The sequence below is a fragment of the Anaerobacillus sp. ABA4_114 genome (assembly GCF_056159065.1).
Genome location: NZ_JBSWUM010000001.1, coordinates 1745370 through 1762001, shown reverse-complemented (window position 1 = coordinate 1762001; position 16632 = coordinate 1745370). Strand labels below are relative to the sequence as shown.

Genomic DNA, 16632 nt, shown 5'->3' with positions numbered 1-16632 from the left:
TTTCCTAAATTAAGAATTCGTCATTGAAGAAGAATATCCTTCCAATCGAGGATTAATCCTCTTCAATTCTTTCTTCCTCGAATCGCATGATATCTTCTTCGAGGTGAGTTAATGTAGGATCCTGTTTCAATGCATGTTTAAATAACTCGATCGCTTCTTTTCTACGGCCTTCTTCGATTAAGAATAATCCATATTCTTCAAGGAACAACGGATCGTTTTTGAAATAAGTATATGCATTTTCATAACGATTTATTGCCTCTTTATATTTCTCTTCGTGTTGAAGAGCTGTTGCTGCTGACCAATCTAGATAAGGATCGCTTTGTTCTCCTTCTTCAATATTTTGAAGAAGATCGAGGATGTCGTCATAACGCTCTTCTGTTCTAAAGAAAGTCGCAAGTGTTTTAGCCGCTTCGATATGTGAAGGATTGATCGCAAGAAGCTCTCTCAAATATCTCTCTCCACTTTCTTCGTCATGCGATTTAAAACTTAGTCGGCTTGCTTGAAGATAGAGTTCTTCATTAAACTCATCGACCTTAATGCCTTGCGCTAATGTTTCGATAGCTTCAGTAACGGCACCTTCTTCTTCATACGCTTTAGCTAGATATGGATAGAGTGTACTATACTGTGGATCCAAATCTTTAAGCTCTTTGAATGCATGAATGGCTTTTTTATACTCATTAATTTGAATAGCGGTAAATCCATAACCGAACAATGCATTGATCTCCCGTGCGTTTTCAAGACCTTTTTCGTAATACGTTAGTGCTTCTTCGAACTGTCCACTTCCACTGAGAGCTTCAGCAAGTCTAAGTTCTATATTTTCGTTGGCAAGCTCACTCTTCGTATTGATCACTGCTTCATAATAAGGAACCGCCTTTAGGTGATGACCTTGAGTTAAATAGAATTCACCTAGACCAAAGTCGATGATCGGTTCATCAGGAGATATACGCTTCGCTTCTAGTAGCTTTTGTTCTGCTACTTCTTCAAGACCTTCCGTTTGATAAAGGTCTGCTAATAGCAATAATGCTGGCGGATAGGCAGCGTCATTTTCATCTATTTTACTGAGTGCAGCGATCGCTTCTTGTTCTTGTTCAAGATCAACATAGCACTCTGCTGCTTGTACAAGTAGCTCACCTTCATTTGGATAATGCATCAAAAGTTCTTCAACAACATCTCGAGCATCTTCTATTAGTCCAAGGTTGTAATAAATGTTAGATAAGTCGTACAACCCTTCATGATCCGCTGTTTCACGAACTTTCGTTAATTCTTTTAATCCTTCTTCGAAATTACCTGCCTCAATGAGGGAGATAGCTTGTTTAAGACGCTCCACGACCCAAAACTCCTTCTTACTCTACTTATTTTATTTCCATGACTTGCGGTGAAGAATCCCGGTTTTCTTATGTCCAACCGCTCTCCAAATCCTCGCTCCAAGTGTAACTTCTTTTCCACTTTAAGGATTTCACCACGTAGTCCAATAATAGCTGGCTCTTCTCCATGATAATCAAGAATTTGCTCTTCATCAACTCGAGTGCTTTCATGATTAGAATAAAGGTTATAATCAAAGTGCGACCCTTGGGTCAATGACCCTTTTAGTGGGAAGAGACCTGTACGCATTAAAAATGAAGTCGATACGTGATGAGGTTCAATGATATCATACTCATATGGTTCGATTCCCTTATCACTAAGGAGGTCGTAACACACCTTTTTCTCTCGCATGCGTTTTGACTCAGGAATTTCTGACAAAAACGTGAAATCAACCATCATTGCTGCACGATATGGAAAATTCGCTTGATGAATCCATTCGAACACGAAGTTATTCCAAGATGATTCATGCTCAAATTCGATTATGATAAAAGGTAAGCGGTAACGACCGCACTTTCTCATCACCTCTGGCGTAACTCGTTCTGCAGCCATTCGTATTCCTAGTACATAATCGATAGGGGAGTCTTCAAAAGCGCGTAGGGCACTCTGCAATTCTTCTTCTAAGGTTCTTTCTGAAGCGATCGGTACACACGACATAATCGTCGTAATCCCCTGATAAACGGATCGTTCTATTTGAGTTAGAATCTCATCTTTTGAAAAGTGATACATCTCTTCATCAAAACCTACTTTTCCTGGCTCCATCCTATATCCATTCAGTGAACAGCAAATCCCTTTTTCTAGTCTGCCGGTATTCGTCTTAAATGTTATTTTCTCTCCAGCAACGATTTTATACTCATCACGCATGCCATCAATGGAAACCTTACTGTATAGCTGCTTCAAAAGGAATCCTCCCCTGCCATTCTTATAATGACAGGCTATGTGGCACACGTCTTGAATATGATAACCCACTCAATAAAAAAATTCCCTGCGCAGAAAGCGTTTGATAGCGCTTTCAAAACACAGGGACAAAGTTAAATATGGATAGGAGTGGAGAGAAACCATTACTATCCTTAGTATAACAGGGATTTCTATTAAATCAACAGATAATTTAGAAAAATTAGTAATATTTTTAAAAGTCATTAATAAAAGAGTAAATTCCTAAGAATTTACTCTCAATTGTTTCATGTGGTCAAAGAATCCTGGGTAAGATACTTTGATCGCTTCTGGCTTCTCTAAAGTGAGCTCACTTTCAGTGATACAACCTGCAACAGCTAACATCATACCGATCCGATGGTCGCCTAGGCTTGAGAGAGTAGCGCCTTTTAATCGATCTGTACCTTCAATGATCATTCCATCCTCAGTTCCTTTTATTGCAGCTCCTAACGCACTCAGTGCATCCACAACAGCATCGATGCGGTTCGTTTCTTTAACTTTCAGCTCTTCTGCGTCTTTGATAACGGTTTTCCCCTTCGCTTTTGTAGCTAACAGAGCAATAATAGGTATTTCATCGATCAGACGCGGGATCATTTCGCCTTCGATCGTAATCCCAGTAAGGTCACTCGTTTTGATCGTTAAATCAGCCACTTCTTCTTGATTGATTACTCTTCTATTCTGAATCGTTAAATCTGCACCCATCTGCTCTAGTACGTCTATGATTCCAGAACGAGTATGATTGATTCCAACATTTAAAAGGGTTACCGTACTGTGCGGGACGATTGCTCCGGCCACAAGGAAGAAGGCAGCAGAGGAAATGTCACCAGGCACTTCTACATCGGTTGCCTTAAGCTCCTGTCCTCCTTCAACGCCTACTGTTAATCCATCTCTGTTCACTTTCACACCAAAGCTTTCGAGCATATTTTCAGTATGATTTCTCGAACGGTGCGTTTCAGTGACAGAAGTTGTTCCTTTAGCTTGAAGACCTGCTAGTAGGATCGCAGATTTCACCTGCGCACTGGCAACAGGGGAGGAATAATTCATTCCTATTAATTGACCACCACGAATCGAGATTGGCGCATATGTACCATCATCACGACCATCGATCGTTGCTCCCATCTCCTTCAACGGGATGGAAACTCTATTCATCGGTCGCTTCGCTATCGAGTCATCTCCCGCAAGGACTGAATAAAACGGTCTTCCTGCGAGAACCCCCATCATCAATCGGAACGTTGTCCCTGAGTTTCCAACATTCAATAGTTCATTTGGTTCTTGTAACGCTTCGATTCCCCTACCATGCACGACAACGGATGTGCCCTCATGTTCAATAGAAACACCCATTTGTTCAAAACAAGAGATTGTGCTCAAACAGTCCTCTCCAGGTAAAAAGTTTGATATTCGACTCGTACCCTTTGCCATCGCCCCGAACATGACCGCTCGATGTGAAATCGATTTATCTCCTGGAATCGTAATACTTCCTTGTAAACGTGTAGCTTTCATGATGGTTTCCATATCGTTCTGCATCTCCTTACTCAGTCATCTATATACGTCGTAAAATATGTATCGAGAACCTGTTTAGCCCGGTCACGATCGCCTTCAGACCTGAAGCTAACTCTCAATACGCCCATGATATCTTCACGTGTTTCGATAATACGTATGTTCGTGATCGATATAGCCTCTTTTGCGAGGTTCTGTGTCACAGCAGCGATAACACCTGGCTCGTCTTCCACATCTAAGAACAAATCATAAAAGGCAGGGATCGCTCCTCTAGATCGAACGGGAAGTCCGTCTCTAAAATCCTTTGCATCAGAAAAATAACGGTAAATTTCATCTCCGTCCTCATGCTCGATATGTGAGTGAATACGACCTAGTTCTTCTTTTAGATCATCGATCATCTGAAGCAGGACGCGCTTATTCCTTAGTAATATATCACGCCACATCACTGGACTTGCCGATGCAATCCTTGTTATATCACGAAATCCTCCTGCCGCGAACCTTGCAACATTGATGCGTTCATCATTATTGCTAGAGCTCACATAGTTCACAAGACTGGCTGCTAAAATATGCGGAAAATGACTGATTAAACCAACAAGGTAATCATGCTCCTGTGCATCTAGTTCCACAAAAGTAGCATTCGCGCCCTTTAACAGTTCCTTCAATTCTCGTAGTTTATCTGTATCCAATCCAACTTCTGGTGTTAAGATATAGAACGCATTTTCGAACAGATGTGACTTAGCTGCTGAAACACCCGTTTTATGAGAACCTGCCATAGGATGGCCGCCAATAAAGGTTACGTTCGAAGGCAGCGTTTGTTTTGCATGTTCAACGATCGACTGCTTCGTGCTTCCAACATCTGTTACGATTACGTTTTGATTTAGTTGGAGTTTGCTCAACTGATCGAGTATCATTTCCGTTTGAACAACTGGGGTAGAAATGATGATGACATCAGCTGATTCAACAGCTCCTTCAAGTGAAGAAGCTGTTTCATCAACGACTCGTAATGCTTTGGCAAGCTGGAGCTGATTTTCGTTAACATCGAATCCTTTAATCATTACGTTTTTATGTGCCTGCTTGATCGCTAGTGCGATTGAACCACCTATTAAACCAAGTCCAATAATTGCTACTTCTTTATTCATGAGTTCAAGTTTCTCCGATCTTCTACAAACTGAGTTAAATGTGAAATGATTTCTTTATTTTGTTCGTCGGATCCAACCGTAATGCGAAGAGAAGTAGGCAATCCAAGGGCACTGCCTGAACGGACGATATAGCCTTTTTTAAGCAGGTGTTCAAAAACCTCATCAGAAGGTACTTCAAAATCGATCAACACGAAATTGCCTTGTGATGGATAAACGGTGAGTCCGAACTTGCGGCAAAACTCATAGTAACGTTCTCTGCCTTTTTCATTTTCTTCTCGGCAGCGATCGATAAACTCTTGATCCTGAAGTGCAGCAATTGCAGCTGCTTGAGCGACTCTCGATGTATTGAATGGCTCTCTCGATGGTTCGATGGTCTGAATGACTTCAGGGTTTGCAACACCATATCCAACTCGTAAAGCTGCGATTCCATAAGCCTTTGAGAAGGTCCTCAAGATAACAAGATTCTTATAGTTTGGAAGTGCAGCTAGCGAATCGTGAAAATCATCCGCTGTTACATACTCTTTGTACGCTTCGTCTAAAACGACGAGCACATGCTCAGGAACGCGATCTAAAAATTCGATGAGTTCCATTTCAGTAACGTGTTCTCCAGTCGGGTTATTCGGGGAGCACACCCAAACGATACGTGTTTCGTTATCGATTGCCTCAAGCATTTTTCCTAACTGATGCTTACCAGATTTTAACGGAACTTCTCGTATCTCCGCATCTTCAATAACGGCATTATGACGATATTGAGGAAACGTTGTTGATGCCATAACAGTATTTGTTCCTTTTTCAAGGTACGTTCTACAGATCATTTGAACGACTTCATCAGATCCATTCCCAAATACTAACTGATTCTGATCAACATCAAGAAAAGCTGCAACAGCATCCCGTAGTGAAGCTGCGTATCCATCTGGGTAGATATGAAGTTGAGATAGCTCTTTCTGTATAGCATCTTTTACAGATTGGGAAGAACCATACGGATTCTCATTTGAAGCTAGCTTTACCACTTCTTTTAAACCAAGCTCTTTCTTCACTTCTTCAATTGGCTTCCCTGGCTTGTAGGGAGTTAGCCCCTTAAGTTGACGTTTTGGAATCATAACTGCACCTCACGAATGTATTGTCGTTTTCTCAAAAGGAGCCACCAAATCCCTCACATATGCTCTGATCTGATCGATTGCTTCCTTTTGTGTCTCTGGATTCTGTAAAGCTTCTACTTGTGATTCTACTTGCCTAATAATCGCACTTCCAACGATGACACCGTCTGAGTAATCTTTTAGCTCCTTTACATGCTCCGGTCGAGAAACACCAAATCCAACTGCTACTGGCACCTTACTTTGTTTTTTCACCCTCTCGACGAAAGTAAAGACTGAGCTCTGAAAATGAGAGCGAGTTCCTGTTACACCGAGTGAGGACACACAGTATAGGAAGCCAGTGGCTTCATCAGCAATTTTCTTTAGGCGTTCCTCTGAAGTAGTAGGAGCTACAAGAGAAATAAGAGCCGTTTCATTTTTAAGACAGCTCTCTTTCCATTCTCCACTTTCCTCAAACGGAAGGTCTGGAACTAAAAGTCCATCGACGTCATTTTTACGCACTAAAGCGAAGAAGCGATCTTCTCCTAATTGTAACAAAAGATTATAATAAGTAAATATAATTACAGGGATTTCAAGTCCTTTTTCACGCATTTTCGGAACCAAGTCCATCGCTTTTTCGAGGCTCATTCCATTTTTTAACGCTCTTTCTGATGCACGTTGAATCACTGGTCCATCAGCAAGTGGGTCAGAATATGGTATTCCGAGCTCAATGGCGTTAGCTCCTTCTTCTTGTAACATGAGTGCTAGTTCGATCGTCGCCTCGGGTTCAGGATCTCCCGCTGTAATGAAAGGGATAAACAGATCGTTTTTATTCTCTACATGCTCTTTGAATCGTTTATTCATCTACATCACCTCCAAGGTGCTCCATGATCGTATGAACGTCTTTATCTCCTCTCCCTGATAAACAAACAAGGATTTCTTGAGATGCTGTCAATTCTGGTGCTTGTTTAATCGCTTCAGCAAGTGCGTGAGCGCTCTCGATCGCAGGGATGATCCCTTCTTCTTCAGAAAGAATCTTCAAAGCATCTAATGCTTCCTGATCTGTAATACCTTTATACGTGACACGTCCTGTTTCAGATAAATATGCATGTTCTGGTCCTATTCCAGGATAATCTAGTCCTGCTGAAATCGAGTATGGTTCTTGGATTTGCCCCGTTTCATTTTGAAGAAGATACGTAATCGAACCGTGGATCACCCCAAGCCTTCCTTCTGATAAAGTCGCGGCGTGTTTTCCAGTGTGAATCCCTTTTCCTGAGGCTTCCACCCCAATTAAATCAACTTGTTCTTCTAAATAAGGATAGAACATTCCCATCGCATTACTTCCGCCACCAACACAAGCAATGATCTTGTCCGGAGTTTTCTCTAGTTGAACACGTGATTCATCGCCTATGACACGTTGAAAATCTCGAACCATTTTCGGATAAGGATGCGGCCCAACTACGGAACCGATGAGATAAAATGTATCCTCTACATTAGACACCCAGTATCGAATCGCTTCGTTCGTCGCATCTTTTAATGTTTTACTCCCAGAGGACACAGGGACGACTTCTGCCCCTAATAGTTTCATTCTGAATACATTCAATTCCTGCCGTCTAATGTCCTCCTCACCCATGAAGACTTTGCATTCAAGGCCATACCTAGCTGCTACCGTTGCAGCAGCTACCCCATGCTGACCAGCGCCTGTTTCTGCTACGATCTTTTGTTTGCCCATTCTTACAGCGAGTAATGCTTGTCCGATCGCATTATTCAATTTATGAGCACCAGTATGATTTAGGTCCTCACGTTTCAAATAAATTTGTGCTCCTCCAAGCCGTTTAGATAAATTTTCAGCATGAGTAATCGGTGTTGGTCTACCAGAATATTTTTTTAATTCTTCGTGATAGTGTTCGATAAATTCCTTAGAACTCATCGCTTCGTTCAAGGAACCTTCTAATTCTTCTAGCGCATACATTACCGTTTCCGGAACAAATTTTCCTCCGAATTGTCCGTATCTTCCACGTTGATCTGGTACGATCGTTGACATGATTAACACAGCCTTCCCTGAAGTTTTTCAATCTTATTGCGATCTTTTCCATCGTTATGCTCTATTCCGCTCGATAAATCAATTCCATCAGGCTGATACGAAAGAAGTTCAGTGACGTTGCTCTCATTGATGCCGCCAGCAACAAACAAAGGAACACCTTGTTTATGTGCTTCTTTTTTGTAGGAAGGAATTGATTCCCAATCAAACTTCTTCCCAGTTCCACCCCACTGTCCAGGTAATTTCGTATCGATAACATACCCATCAGCTATCCCTGCAAAAAGCTCCATGTCTTCTATCGCTGATTGTCTATGATGGATTACTTTCCAAATCTCTTTCCCTGTCATCTGCTTGATCTTCGTAGCGAACGAAGCATTTTCACTTCCATGTAGTTGGACGATGTCGACCGGGACTGATCGCACGATATCAGCGATCTCCTCTAAATCAGGGTTAACAAAAACCGCTACGATTTTCTTACCATTCGGTGGGAAGTCCTTTAACCATTTTCCCACCGTCTCTCCTTCAACCCGTCTTGGACTGTTTGCAAAGATAAATCCTGCATGAGTCGCGTGACTTTCTCTTACAAGCTTCCAATCTTCAAGTGAACTGTTTCCGCATAGTTTTAATTTAGCTTTCATAGACAGTGCCCCTAAACAGATCGCTTATCCTTTCCTCAAACCTTCCGCCTCTCATGAGAGCTTCACCAACGAGCACGCCTGATGCACCTGCCTTGATTACATCTTGAATGTCATGATGATTTGAAATGCCACTCTCACTGATCATCAATGATTTAGAAGGTACGAACGTACTCATGTCTCTCGTATGTTTCGTAGACGTTTCAAAGGTGTCTAAATTTCTGTTGTTAATTCCGATGATGTCTGGTTCGAATTCATTCGTAAGTGCTTGTATCTCTTTACTTGAATGCACTTCCACAAGGCATTCTAAGTTGTATTCCTTAGCCAAGTCATAAAATTCTTTTGTTTTCTTAGCTCCAAGTACTTTAACGATCAGTAATATCGCATCAGCACCGATCAGCTTACTTTCTTCAATTTGTCTTTTATCGATGATAAAATCCTTACGTAGAACAGGAAGATTAACATGCTTCTTAACATCAGTTAGGAATGTGTTACTTCCTTTGAAAAACGTCTCATCAGTCAAGACAGAAATAGCATCCGCTCCAGCTCGTTCATAGGCCTTCGCTACTTCTACCGGATCAAAATTTTCATTGATCATTCCTTTAGAAGGTGAAGCTTTCTTAACTTCAGCAATTAATCCGATCGTATGATTAGCATTTATAATGCTGTCTTTAAGGGATACGTGATTCACTTCCACTCTTTCTGGCAAGGTAAAGTTCTTTAACTCTTCTTTCTTCACTTCGACAATCTTATCAAGCATGTACATTTAACTCCCTTCCGTTAAGCAAAGTTAGCTGTTTACTAGCTTCTCCATTTTCGATCGCTTTTCTCGCAATATGCACGCCTTCGGCAATGGACTCACTTACTCCTGCAAGGTAAAATGCAGCACCTGCATTAAACAGAACGACACCTCTACGTGCTTTGTTTGCTTTATTCTCAAAGATGTCTGATATGACTTGAGCACTCTCCTTCGCTGTTTCCACTCGAAGCTCACTTGAATGCTGTGATTCTAAGCCGACGTCTTCAGGAGTTAATCGATACGTCGTTATCTCGCCTTCTCTTAATTCTACAAAGTCGGTATATGTGCTGATGGAGCATTCATCCATCCCTTCTCCTCCCGTGACGAGAAGCGCTCTCTTCGTACCTAATCGTTTTAATGATTCGGCCATCTTCATCGCCTTCTCATGTGAGTATACACCGATCAGCTGGGATTGGCTTCCAGCAGGATTCGCTAATGGACCAAGGCTATTGAATACCGTTCGAAATCCGATCGCTTTTCTAGCATTCACAGCGTGTTTCATAGCTACGTGGTAGTTTGGCGCATAAAGAAAACACATGTTTCGGTCTTTTAACACTTCGACGGCCATCTCTCTTGAAGATTGTGTCGGAATGCCAAGTTCATCTAATACGTCCGCACTTCCACTCTTAGATGAAACTGCTCGATTTCCATGCTTCGCGACTTTCACTCCTTGGCTCGATACCAAAATTGCTGCAGCAGTCGAAATGTTGAACGTTGAATGACCATCTCCACCGGTTCCGCACGTATCGATCAATGGTAATCCTCCGTGATCCAGCTGTAGTACATGATTACGCAGTGACCTTACAAAGCCGGTTAGTTCATCTACGGTCTCACCTCTTACTTCTAATAACGTTAAAAAGCTTGCGATCTGTGCATCCTCTACTTGCCCTTCCATAATAGAATCCATCATCTTTTCCGCCTGTATTTCAGATAATGTACAACCATTTAACATCTCTTTTAATTGCTGTTTAAACATTGAGCTCTTCTCCCCTTTTACCAAAAATGGATTCCGCTACCTGGATCGCTTTGATTAAAGCACTCGCTTTATTACGCGTCTCTTCCCATTCATTCTCTGGGATCGAATCTGCTACCACACCCGCTCCTGCTTGAATATAGGCTTTTCCACCTTTTAAAACCATCGTCCGGATTGCGATACAGGAATCGATATTGCCATCGAATCCAATGTATCCGATCGCACCAGAATAGATGGAGCGAGGTGTTGGTTCAAGTTCCCTTAAGATTTGCATCGCTCGTATCTTGGGTGCGCCTGAAACCGTTCCAGCGGGAAAAGATGCGATGACAGCATCGAGGCTTGTAACGGTTGGAGCCAATATCCCGGTGACCCTTGAGACGATATGCATCACATGTGAGAACCTGCCGATCTCCATCAATTGAGGGATAGAAATACTTCCATATTCAGAAACCCTGCCGACATCATTTCTCGCAAGATCGACAAGCATGTAATGCTCGGCTCGTTCTTTCTCATCTCGAAGGAGTTCCTGTTCAAGGGCAACGTCTTCCTCTTCTGTTCTCCCTCTTTTTCGTGTTCCAGCGATAGGATCGATTTCAACCGTTCCATTTCTCACTTGAACAAGTTTTTCTGGCGAGCTTCCGATGATCTCAACATCGTCCATTTTTAGATAAAACATATAAGGCGAAGGGTTAATAACTCGTAATACGCGGTAAAGGTCTAACCCTTCCACCATGATTTCTTTTTCAAAACGTTGAGAAAGAACCGCTTGAAACACGTCTCCTTCAAGGATATATTGCTTTATTTTTTCAACATCCGCCAAAAACTTATCTTTTGGATAATTTGAGGTTACTTGAGAAAAATCAACCTCATCCTCTATATTATTAGGAATATTTATTGCGTTCGTATGAACTGGTAAAGCAGCAAGCGTTGTTAGTTCGTCGATCACTTGAAGACCGTGTTCATACACGTTATCGATTTGCTCTCTTTCATCAACCCTTGCATTATGGCTAACGGTTAGTCGTTTCAAATGATGATCATATATCAAAAGATTCTCACACACATGTAAATGGTAAAGTGGTACATCCTTGTCTCTCTTTGGATGTTCAGGCACTTTATCGAATTGACTGATAGAATCATATCCGATATAGCCTACAGCACCACCATAGAAAGGGAAATCGGTATCGATCGTTTTAGGCTTCATCAACTGAAACAATGCGTCTACGCCTGATTGAAAAGAATGACTTGTCAGGACGGTCGCTCCATTATGATCGATTACAGAGAATTTCCCTTGTAGCTCGACCAATGAGTAGATCGGATCTGATCCAATAAAGGAATATCTGGACCACTTCGATTCCTGGTCACTACTCTCTAACAAGAAACTTGCACGGTCACCAAGGTTTTGAAAAATTTGGATTGGGGTCGTCGTATCCATGAAATACGACCTCATTAATGGGATGGTCCTGTAATTCTCGGCATCCTTTTTAAAAGAAGAAAATTCTGTGGTCAACTTTCTCACTCCTCCATCGGTTGAAATGGAGAATGGAAAAGCTGAGTAATGATGAGGATCAATTATGGGGGTATACCAAATAACAGACAAATTGTCTGAATACTCACATACCTAAAAAGGGTATAAAAATCCCCCTGATTGTCTCAGGGGGTATAAATAGACGTATCCCTCTAAGCTCTCCTCAACTCAACTATCCTATTCTCTACTATCTCAGCTCAAAATCTAATTCGTTCTAATTTTTTCATCTCTTCTAAACTTACATACATACTAGTATGGTCGTGTTTATTTGTCAACTTACAAGATCAGGACGTAACGCGACCGCTTTCTCTAAATAAACATGCTGGATTTCATCTTGATTCAAATCAGTATCAATCATCATCAAAATGCGGATACATGATGATAGAGCTCCATCAACTGGTATTTCAGAAGAACAGAGTAAAGGAACATGCATCCATCCATCGAGAGCGCGAACGGCCTCAGCAGGAAAAACAGCATTTAGATCACTCGTCATTGTGAATTGAATCGAAGCAACTCTGTCAGGTAAGACGTTGTTTAGGTCAATCACCTCTTGTAATAGCTTTTCTGTTGCCTCGAGTATCTCATCTTTATCGTTTTGTTCAACAGTCGTTGCACCTCTAACTCCTCTAACCAACCTTTACTCTCCCCCTTCAAAACTAGTTTCAAGCAGCTTCAAAGCGGCGTTGTCATCGAGCGTTACCGTTTGCGGCTCACCGATTTTCTTGAGAAGAACAAATGTCAAACTCTGATTTTCTGCTTTTTTGTCTTTCTTCATTCTCCTCAATAACCGATTAGCGTTTAATGATTTAGGCACGGCGGTCGGAAGCTCCATTTGTGTAAACCACTTCTCTATATCATGAATACGTAGGTTGAGCGAGTAATATGATTCGCTCAGCTTTAGTGCGTAGATCATACCGATCGCAACAGCTTCACCATGCGTCATGACGCCATAGCCAAGCTCAGCCTCTATCGCATGACCAAGTGTATGACCAAAATTAAGGTGAGCTCTTACGCCCTTTTCTCGTTCATCTTCTTTTACGATCTTCCCTTTGATACTAATCCCTTTTTTGATGATATATTCTAATTCCCCGTCCGTATAGGACTCTACTCGTTTCCCACGGCTCATAAGCCAATCTAGAAAGGCTTCATCTTGTATAAAGGCGTGTTTGATCACTTCACTGAAACCAGATCGCCACTCTTTGATCGGTAACGTACGGAGAAAATTCACATCATAGATAACAGCAGCAGGCTGATGAAACGCTCCGATCACGTTTTTTCCATAAGCATGATTGATACCTGTTTTTCCACCCACGCTAGAATCATGTGCGAGAAGGGTAGTCGGTACCTGAACAAAGTCGATGCCCCTCATATACGTTGCAGCTGCAAAGCCAGCTAAATCCCCTACGACGCCACCACCTAGCGCGATGACACAGGACTTCCTATCGAGACCTGCTTCTAACATCGCCGTTAAGCACGCTGCATATTGTTCCATCGATTTGGACGTCTCGCCAGAAGGGATAACATGCACAGTAATATCTTTATCTTCGTCTAAAAAAGAAGAAAGGTACTGTTCAGATACCGTTTCATCAGTAATTAAGAAGTACTTGGAATAAGGGTGAAGCTGATCGATAAGTTTCCGCCAATTCCTACTTATCCCTACCCCGATATAAACGGGGTAGCTTCTGTTAGTCGTATCGATCACCATTGATTCCATGACTTAAAACTCCTGACTGTAAGTTTTGTATTGACTGAGGTTGCTTGCGATCTCTTCAATACGATCATGCCCAAACTTTTCGAGTAATGAAGATGCGATCTCCCACGCGACAACATTCTCTGCTACCACACTAGCTGCCGGTACGGCGCAGCTATCCGATCGTTCGATGCTTGCATTGAACGGTTCTTTCGAATCGATATCGACACTCTGTAGCGGCTTGTACAAAGTTGGGATCGGCTTCATAACACCTTTCACAACGATAGGCATCCCAGTCGTCATGCCACCTTCAAAACCACCAAGACGATTCGTTTTTCGCGTGTACCCTTCATCATTCGACCATTGTATTTCATCATGCACTTCACTGCCTGGAAGTCTAGCTGCTTCAAAGCCAATTCCAAATTCAACACCTTTAAACGCATTGATGCTAACGATGGCGGCAGCTATTTTTGAATCGAGCTTTCGATCAAATTGAACGTGACTCCCTAACCCGATCGGTACTCCTTCTACGACTACTTCAACGATGCCTCCGATCGAATCTCCATTACTCTTCGCATCGTCGATCGCATTCATCATCTTTTCACCAGCTACTTCATCAAGGCTCCGAACAGGTGATTCTTCTGAAACACGCTGCATCTCCTCTAGCGACATCTCTCCGCTATAATTGCTCTCGATACCACCGATCATACGAACGTGTCCTGCGACGTTGATTCCAAGCGTCTTTAATAGTTTTTTTGCTACCGCTCCTGCAGCGACTCGAACTGTCGTTTCACGTGCAGAAGATCGTTCAAGAACATTTCTCATATCACGATGGCCGTATTTTATCGCCCCATTAAGATCCGCATGTCCTGGCCTTGGGCGAGAGATCTGACGTTTCATATTCTTCTCTTGTGATTCTGTAAGAGGCTCAGCTCCCATGTAGTTTTTCCAATGTGTCCAATCCTTGTTTTCAACAACAAGCGTAATAGGAGCACCTGTGGTTTTTCCATGGCGAACCCCACTCATAATCTGAACTCGGTCTTTTTCAATTTGCATTCTTCGTCCGCGTCCATATCCTAGCTGCCTTCTGGCTAATTCTGTATCTATGTCTTCTGCAAGAAGTTCTAGTCCTGCAGGTACCCCTTCTAAAATTGTTGTTAATTGTGGTCCATGCGATTCTCCTGCTGTTAAGTATCTCATCCTACTTCCTCCTCCAATACACTTTGGCGCTTTTACGTACTACTATATCATAATGAAAAACATCCGTGTAATGATTTTTTCGATTCTGACATTACGAATTCCTATTAAAATTTAAAAAACACCGTAGACGTCTTTGTTATTGCAGTTGGTGTGCCTTCATGTTAACCAAAATGATCGAATAGGAACACGAAGTATATTTTTACAAGTTCGCTTTTCTGTCTAAGAATTGCTCGCCGCCTTTTTTTTCGCTAAAGTTAAACTCATAGACCATTTTAGGAAGTGATACATTGAACATTATAGACTTGAGTGCCATAGAAATGGCGAGGCTGATCGCTCATAAAGAGATTTCCCCAGTCGATGTTGTTTCAGCACACTTAGATCGAATCGACCAGCTTAATGGGAAACTGAATATGTTTGTTTCTGTCTTTAGAAACGAAGCATTACAAGAAGCAAAATCAGCAGAAGACCGATTGATGGGAGGAGGAAGCCTCGGTCCACTTCACGGCGTTCCGATCGCACTAAAAGACCTTACACCCATTCGAGGAAGACGTACAACGTTTGGCTCACAGCTCTTTAAAGACCATATTGCTACACATGAACCAACAATCGTCAAACGTATTAAACATTCAGGAGCGATCATCGTTGGAAAAACGAACACACCTGAATTTGGACATAAAGGTACAACGGATAACGAAATCGTAGGCCCTACTAAAAATCCCTGGAACCCCTCTATGACTGCAGGTGGGTCGAGCGGTGGTTCAGGGGCCGCCGTTGCAAGCAAATGTGTCCCGCTAGCAGAAGGAAGCGACGGAGGCGGTTCAATACGTATTCCAGCGAGCTTTAACGGAATTTTCGGGTTAAAGCCTACTTTCGGTCGAGTTCCATTCGATAGTTCACCTATTAATCGATTTGGTACGACGCAGCCATACGTTCATTTTGGACCTTTGAGTAGAAGGGTAGAAGATTCCGCTCTCCTTCTATCAATACTTGAAGGATATGAGCCCAACGACCCTTATTCAGTCCCTCTTGTAAAAGAAAATTTAAATGAAGAAGCGCTTAAAGGAATAAAAGGGATGACGTTTGCTTACACGAAAAATTTTGGATTATATGAGTGTGATTCTGAGGTAAGCAGTGTCATTGAGAGCGTTCTACCTATTTTGGAAGAGTACGGCGCAAAAATAGTAGAGGTACCAATAGACTTTGGGTTAGATCTCAGAGAATTAATATCTTTCTTTAATAGAATGTGGTATGCGGGTCTTGCTACAGCGTACGGCGATCTCTATGACCGAAACCCCGCATCATTTGGTTCTTCAGTAGCAACTATGATCGATGAGGGAAGATCGATCAGTGCAGTCGAACTTCGTAGAACGGAGGAGCTGCGAACTGTTATTTGGAATAAGTTACAGCATATTTACAGCGAATATGATGCATTACTATCCCCTGTCCTAGGCGTTACCGCTTTCCCATACGATATCGAAGGCCCTGACCGAATAAACGGTAAGGATGCAGCGCCCATCTCTGACTGGATGATGACACAGCTCTACAATTGTACAGGACATCCAGCTGCCTCGATCCCAGCAGGGTTTTCAGGTGGTTTGCCCGTTGGATTACAGGCTTCAGCAAGTAAATTTAATGACTCGATCCTTCTTCGCATTGCAAACGTAATCCAAACTGCAAACGGCACCAGTTCACCTAGCATATAAAAAAACAACCGACCGGACAAATTGTCCGGTCGGTTGTATATAAGCGCTTTCATAAAACTTAAAAA

At 42.2% G+C, this 16632-nt stretch carries 15 protein-coding genes; 1 reads left to right on the top strand and 14 read right to left on the bottom strand.

Annotation, left to right across the window (positions count from 1 at the left end):
- Positions 1 to 52 precede the first annotated feature (52 nt).
- The 14 genes from ACXAEY_RS08875 to aroC all read right to left on the bottom strand — a co-directional run bounded on the left by ACXAEY_RS08875 (position 53) and on the right by aroC (position 14864).
- Positions 53 to 1327 (bottom strand): tetratricopeptide repeat protein, encoded by a 1275-nt coding sequence (locus tag ACXAEY_RS08875; protein WP_474811421.1) that lies wholly within the window; start codon positions 1325 to 1327, stop codon positions 53 to 55.
- Positions 1267 to 2259 carry a hypothetical protein gene (locus ACXAEY_RS08870; RefSeq protein WP_474811419.1) on the bottom strand — a complete coding sequence of 331 codons (993 nt, stop codon included), beginning with the start codon at positions 2257 to 2259 and terminating at the stop codon, positions 1267 to 1269. The genes ACXAEY_RS08875 and ACXAEY_RS08870 overlap by 61 nt, the downstream gene beginning before the upstream one ends.
- 258 nt (positions 2260 to 2517) lie before the next feature.
- Complete coding sequence (aroA, locus tag ACXAEY_RS08865) at positions 2518 to 3804, bottom strand: 3-phosphoshikimate 1-carboxyvinyltransferase (RefSeq protein ID WP_270179045.1); 1287 nt, start codon at positions 3802 to 3804, stop codon at positions 2518 to 2520.
- Positions 3805 to 3824: 20 nt separating this feature from the next.
- Complete coding sequence (locus tag ACXAEY_RS08860) at positions 3825 to 4928, bottom strand: prephenate dehydrogenase (RefSeq protein ID WP_270179046.1); 1104 nt, start codon at positions 4926 to 4928, stop codon at positions 3825 to 3827.
- On the bottom strand, positions 4925 to 6028 hold the full coding sequence (hisC, locus tag ACXAEY_RS08855) for a histidinol-phosphate transaminase (protein WP_270179047.1): 1104 nt from the start codon (positions 6026 to 6028) through the stop codon (positions 4925 to 4927). The genes ACXAEY_RS08860 and hisC overlap by 4 nt, the downstream gene beginning before the upstream one ends.
- Before the next feature lie 9 nt (positions 6029 to 6037).
- A complete protein-coding gene (gene trpA, locus ACXAEY_RS08850; protein ID WP_474811416.1) occupies positions 6038 to 6865 on the bottom strand; it encodes a tryptophan synthase subunit alpha in 828 nt (275 codons plus the stop codon).
- Entirely contained in the window at positions 6858 to 8045 is a 1188-nt protein-coding gene (gene trpB, locus ACXAEY_RS08845) for a tryptophan synthase subunit beta (protein WP_474811414.1), read from the bottom strand. The genes trpA and trpB overlap by 8 nt, the downstream gene beginning before the upstream one ends.
- Before the next feature lie 2 nt (positions 8046 to 8047).
- Positions 8048 to 8680, bottom strand: a complete 633-nt coding sequence (locus ACXAEY_RS08840) for a phosphoribosylanthranilate isomerase (RefSeq protein WP_474811412.1) — start codon at positions 8678 to 8680, stop codon at positions 8048 to 8050.
- Entirely contained in the window at positions 8670 to 9437 is a 768-nt protein-coding gene (gene trpC / locus ACXAEY_RS08835; RefSeq protein WP_474811410.1) for an indole-3-glycerol phosphate synthase TrpC, read from the bottom strand. The genes ACXAEY_RS08840 and trpC overlap by 11 nt, the downstream gene beginning before the upstream one ends.
- Complete coding sequence (gene trpD / locus ACXAEY_RS08830) at positions 9430 to 10452, bottom strand: anthranilate phosphoribosyltransferase (RefSeq protein WP_474811408.1); 1023 nt, start codon at positions 10450 to 10452, stop codon at positions 9430 to 9432. Before trpD ends, trpC begins: the two co-directional genes overlap by 8 nt.
- Positions 10445 to 11881 (bottom strand): anthranilate synthase component I, encoded by a 1437-nt coding sequence (trpE, locus tag ACXAEY_RS08825; protein ID WP_474811406.1) that lies wholly within the window; start codon positions 11879 to 11881, stop codon positions 10445 to 10447. Before trpE ends, trpD begins: the two co-directional genes overlap by 8 nt.
- A 364-nt stretch (positions 11882 to 12245) precedes the next feature.
- A complete protein-coding gene (gene aroH, locus ACXAEY_RS08820; RefSeq protein ID WP_474811404.1) occupies positions 12246 to 12608 on the bottom strand; it encodes a chorismate mutase in 363 nt (120 codons plus the stop codon).
- A 3-nt stretch (positions 12609 to 12611) separates the two neighbouring features.
- Positions 12612 to 13688 (bottom strand): 3-dehydroquinate synthase, encoded by a 1077-nt coding sequence (aroB, locus tag ACXAEY_RS08815; protein WP_474811403.1) that lies wholly within the window; start codon positions 13686 to 13688, stop codon positions 12612 to 12614.
- Between the two features lie 3 nt (positions 13689 to 13691).
- Positions 13692 to 14864 carry a chorismate synthase gene (gene aroC / locus ACXAEY_RS08810; protein ID WP_474811401.1) on the bottom strand — a complete coding sequence of 391 codons (1173 nt, stop codon included), beginning with the start codon at positions 14862 to 14864 and terminating at the stop codon, positions 13692 to 13694.
- 287 nt (positions 14865 to 15151) lie between these two features.
- On the opposite strand from aroC, the gene ACXAEY_RS08805 reads away from it, so the two are divergent.
- Entirely contained in the window at positions 15152 to 16567 is a 1416-nt protein-coding gene (locus ACXAEY_RS08805) for an amidase (protein WP_474811399.1), read from the top strand.
- Positions 16568 to 16632 lie beyond the last annotated feature (65 nt).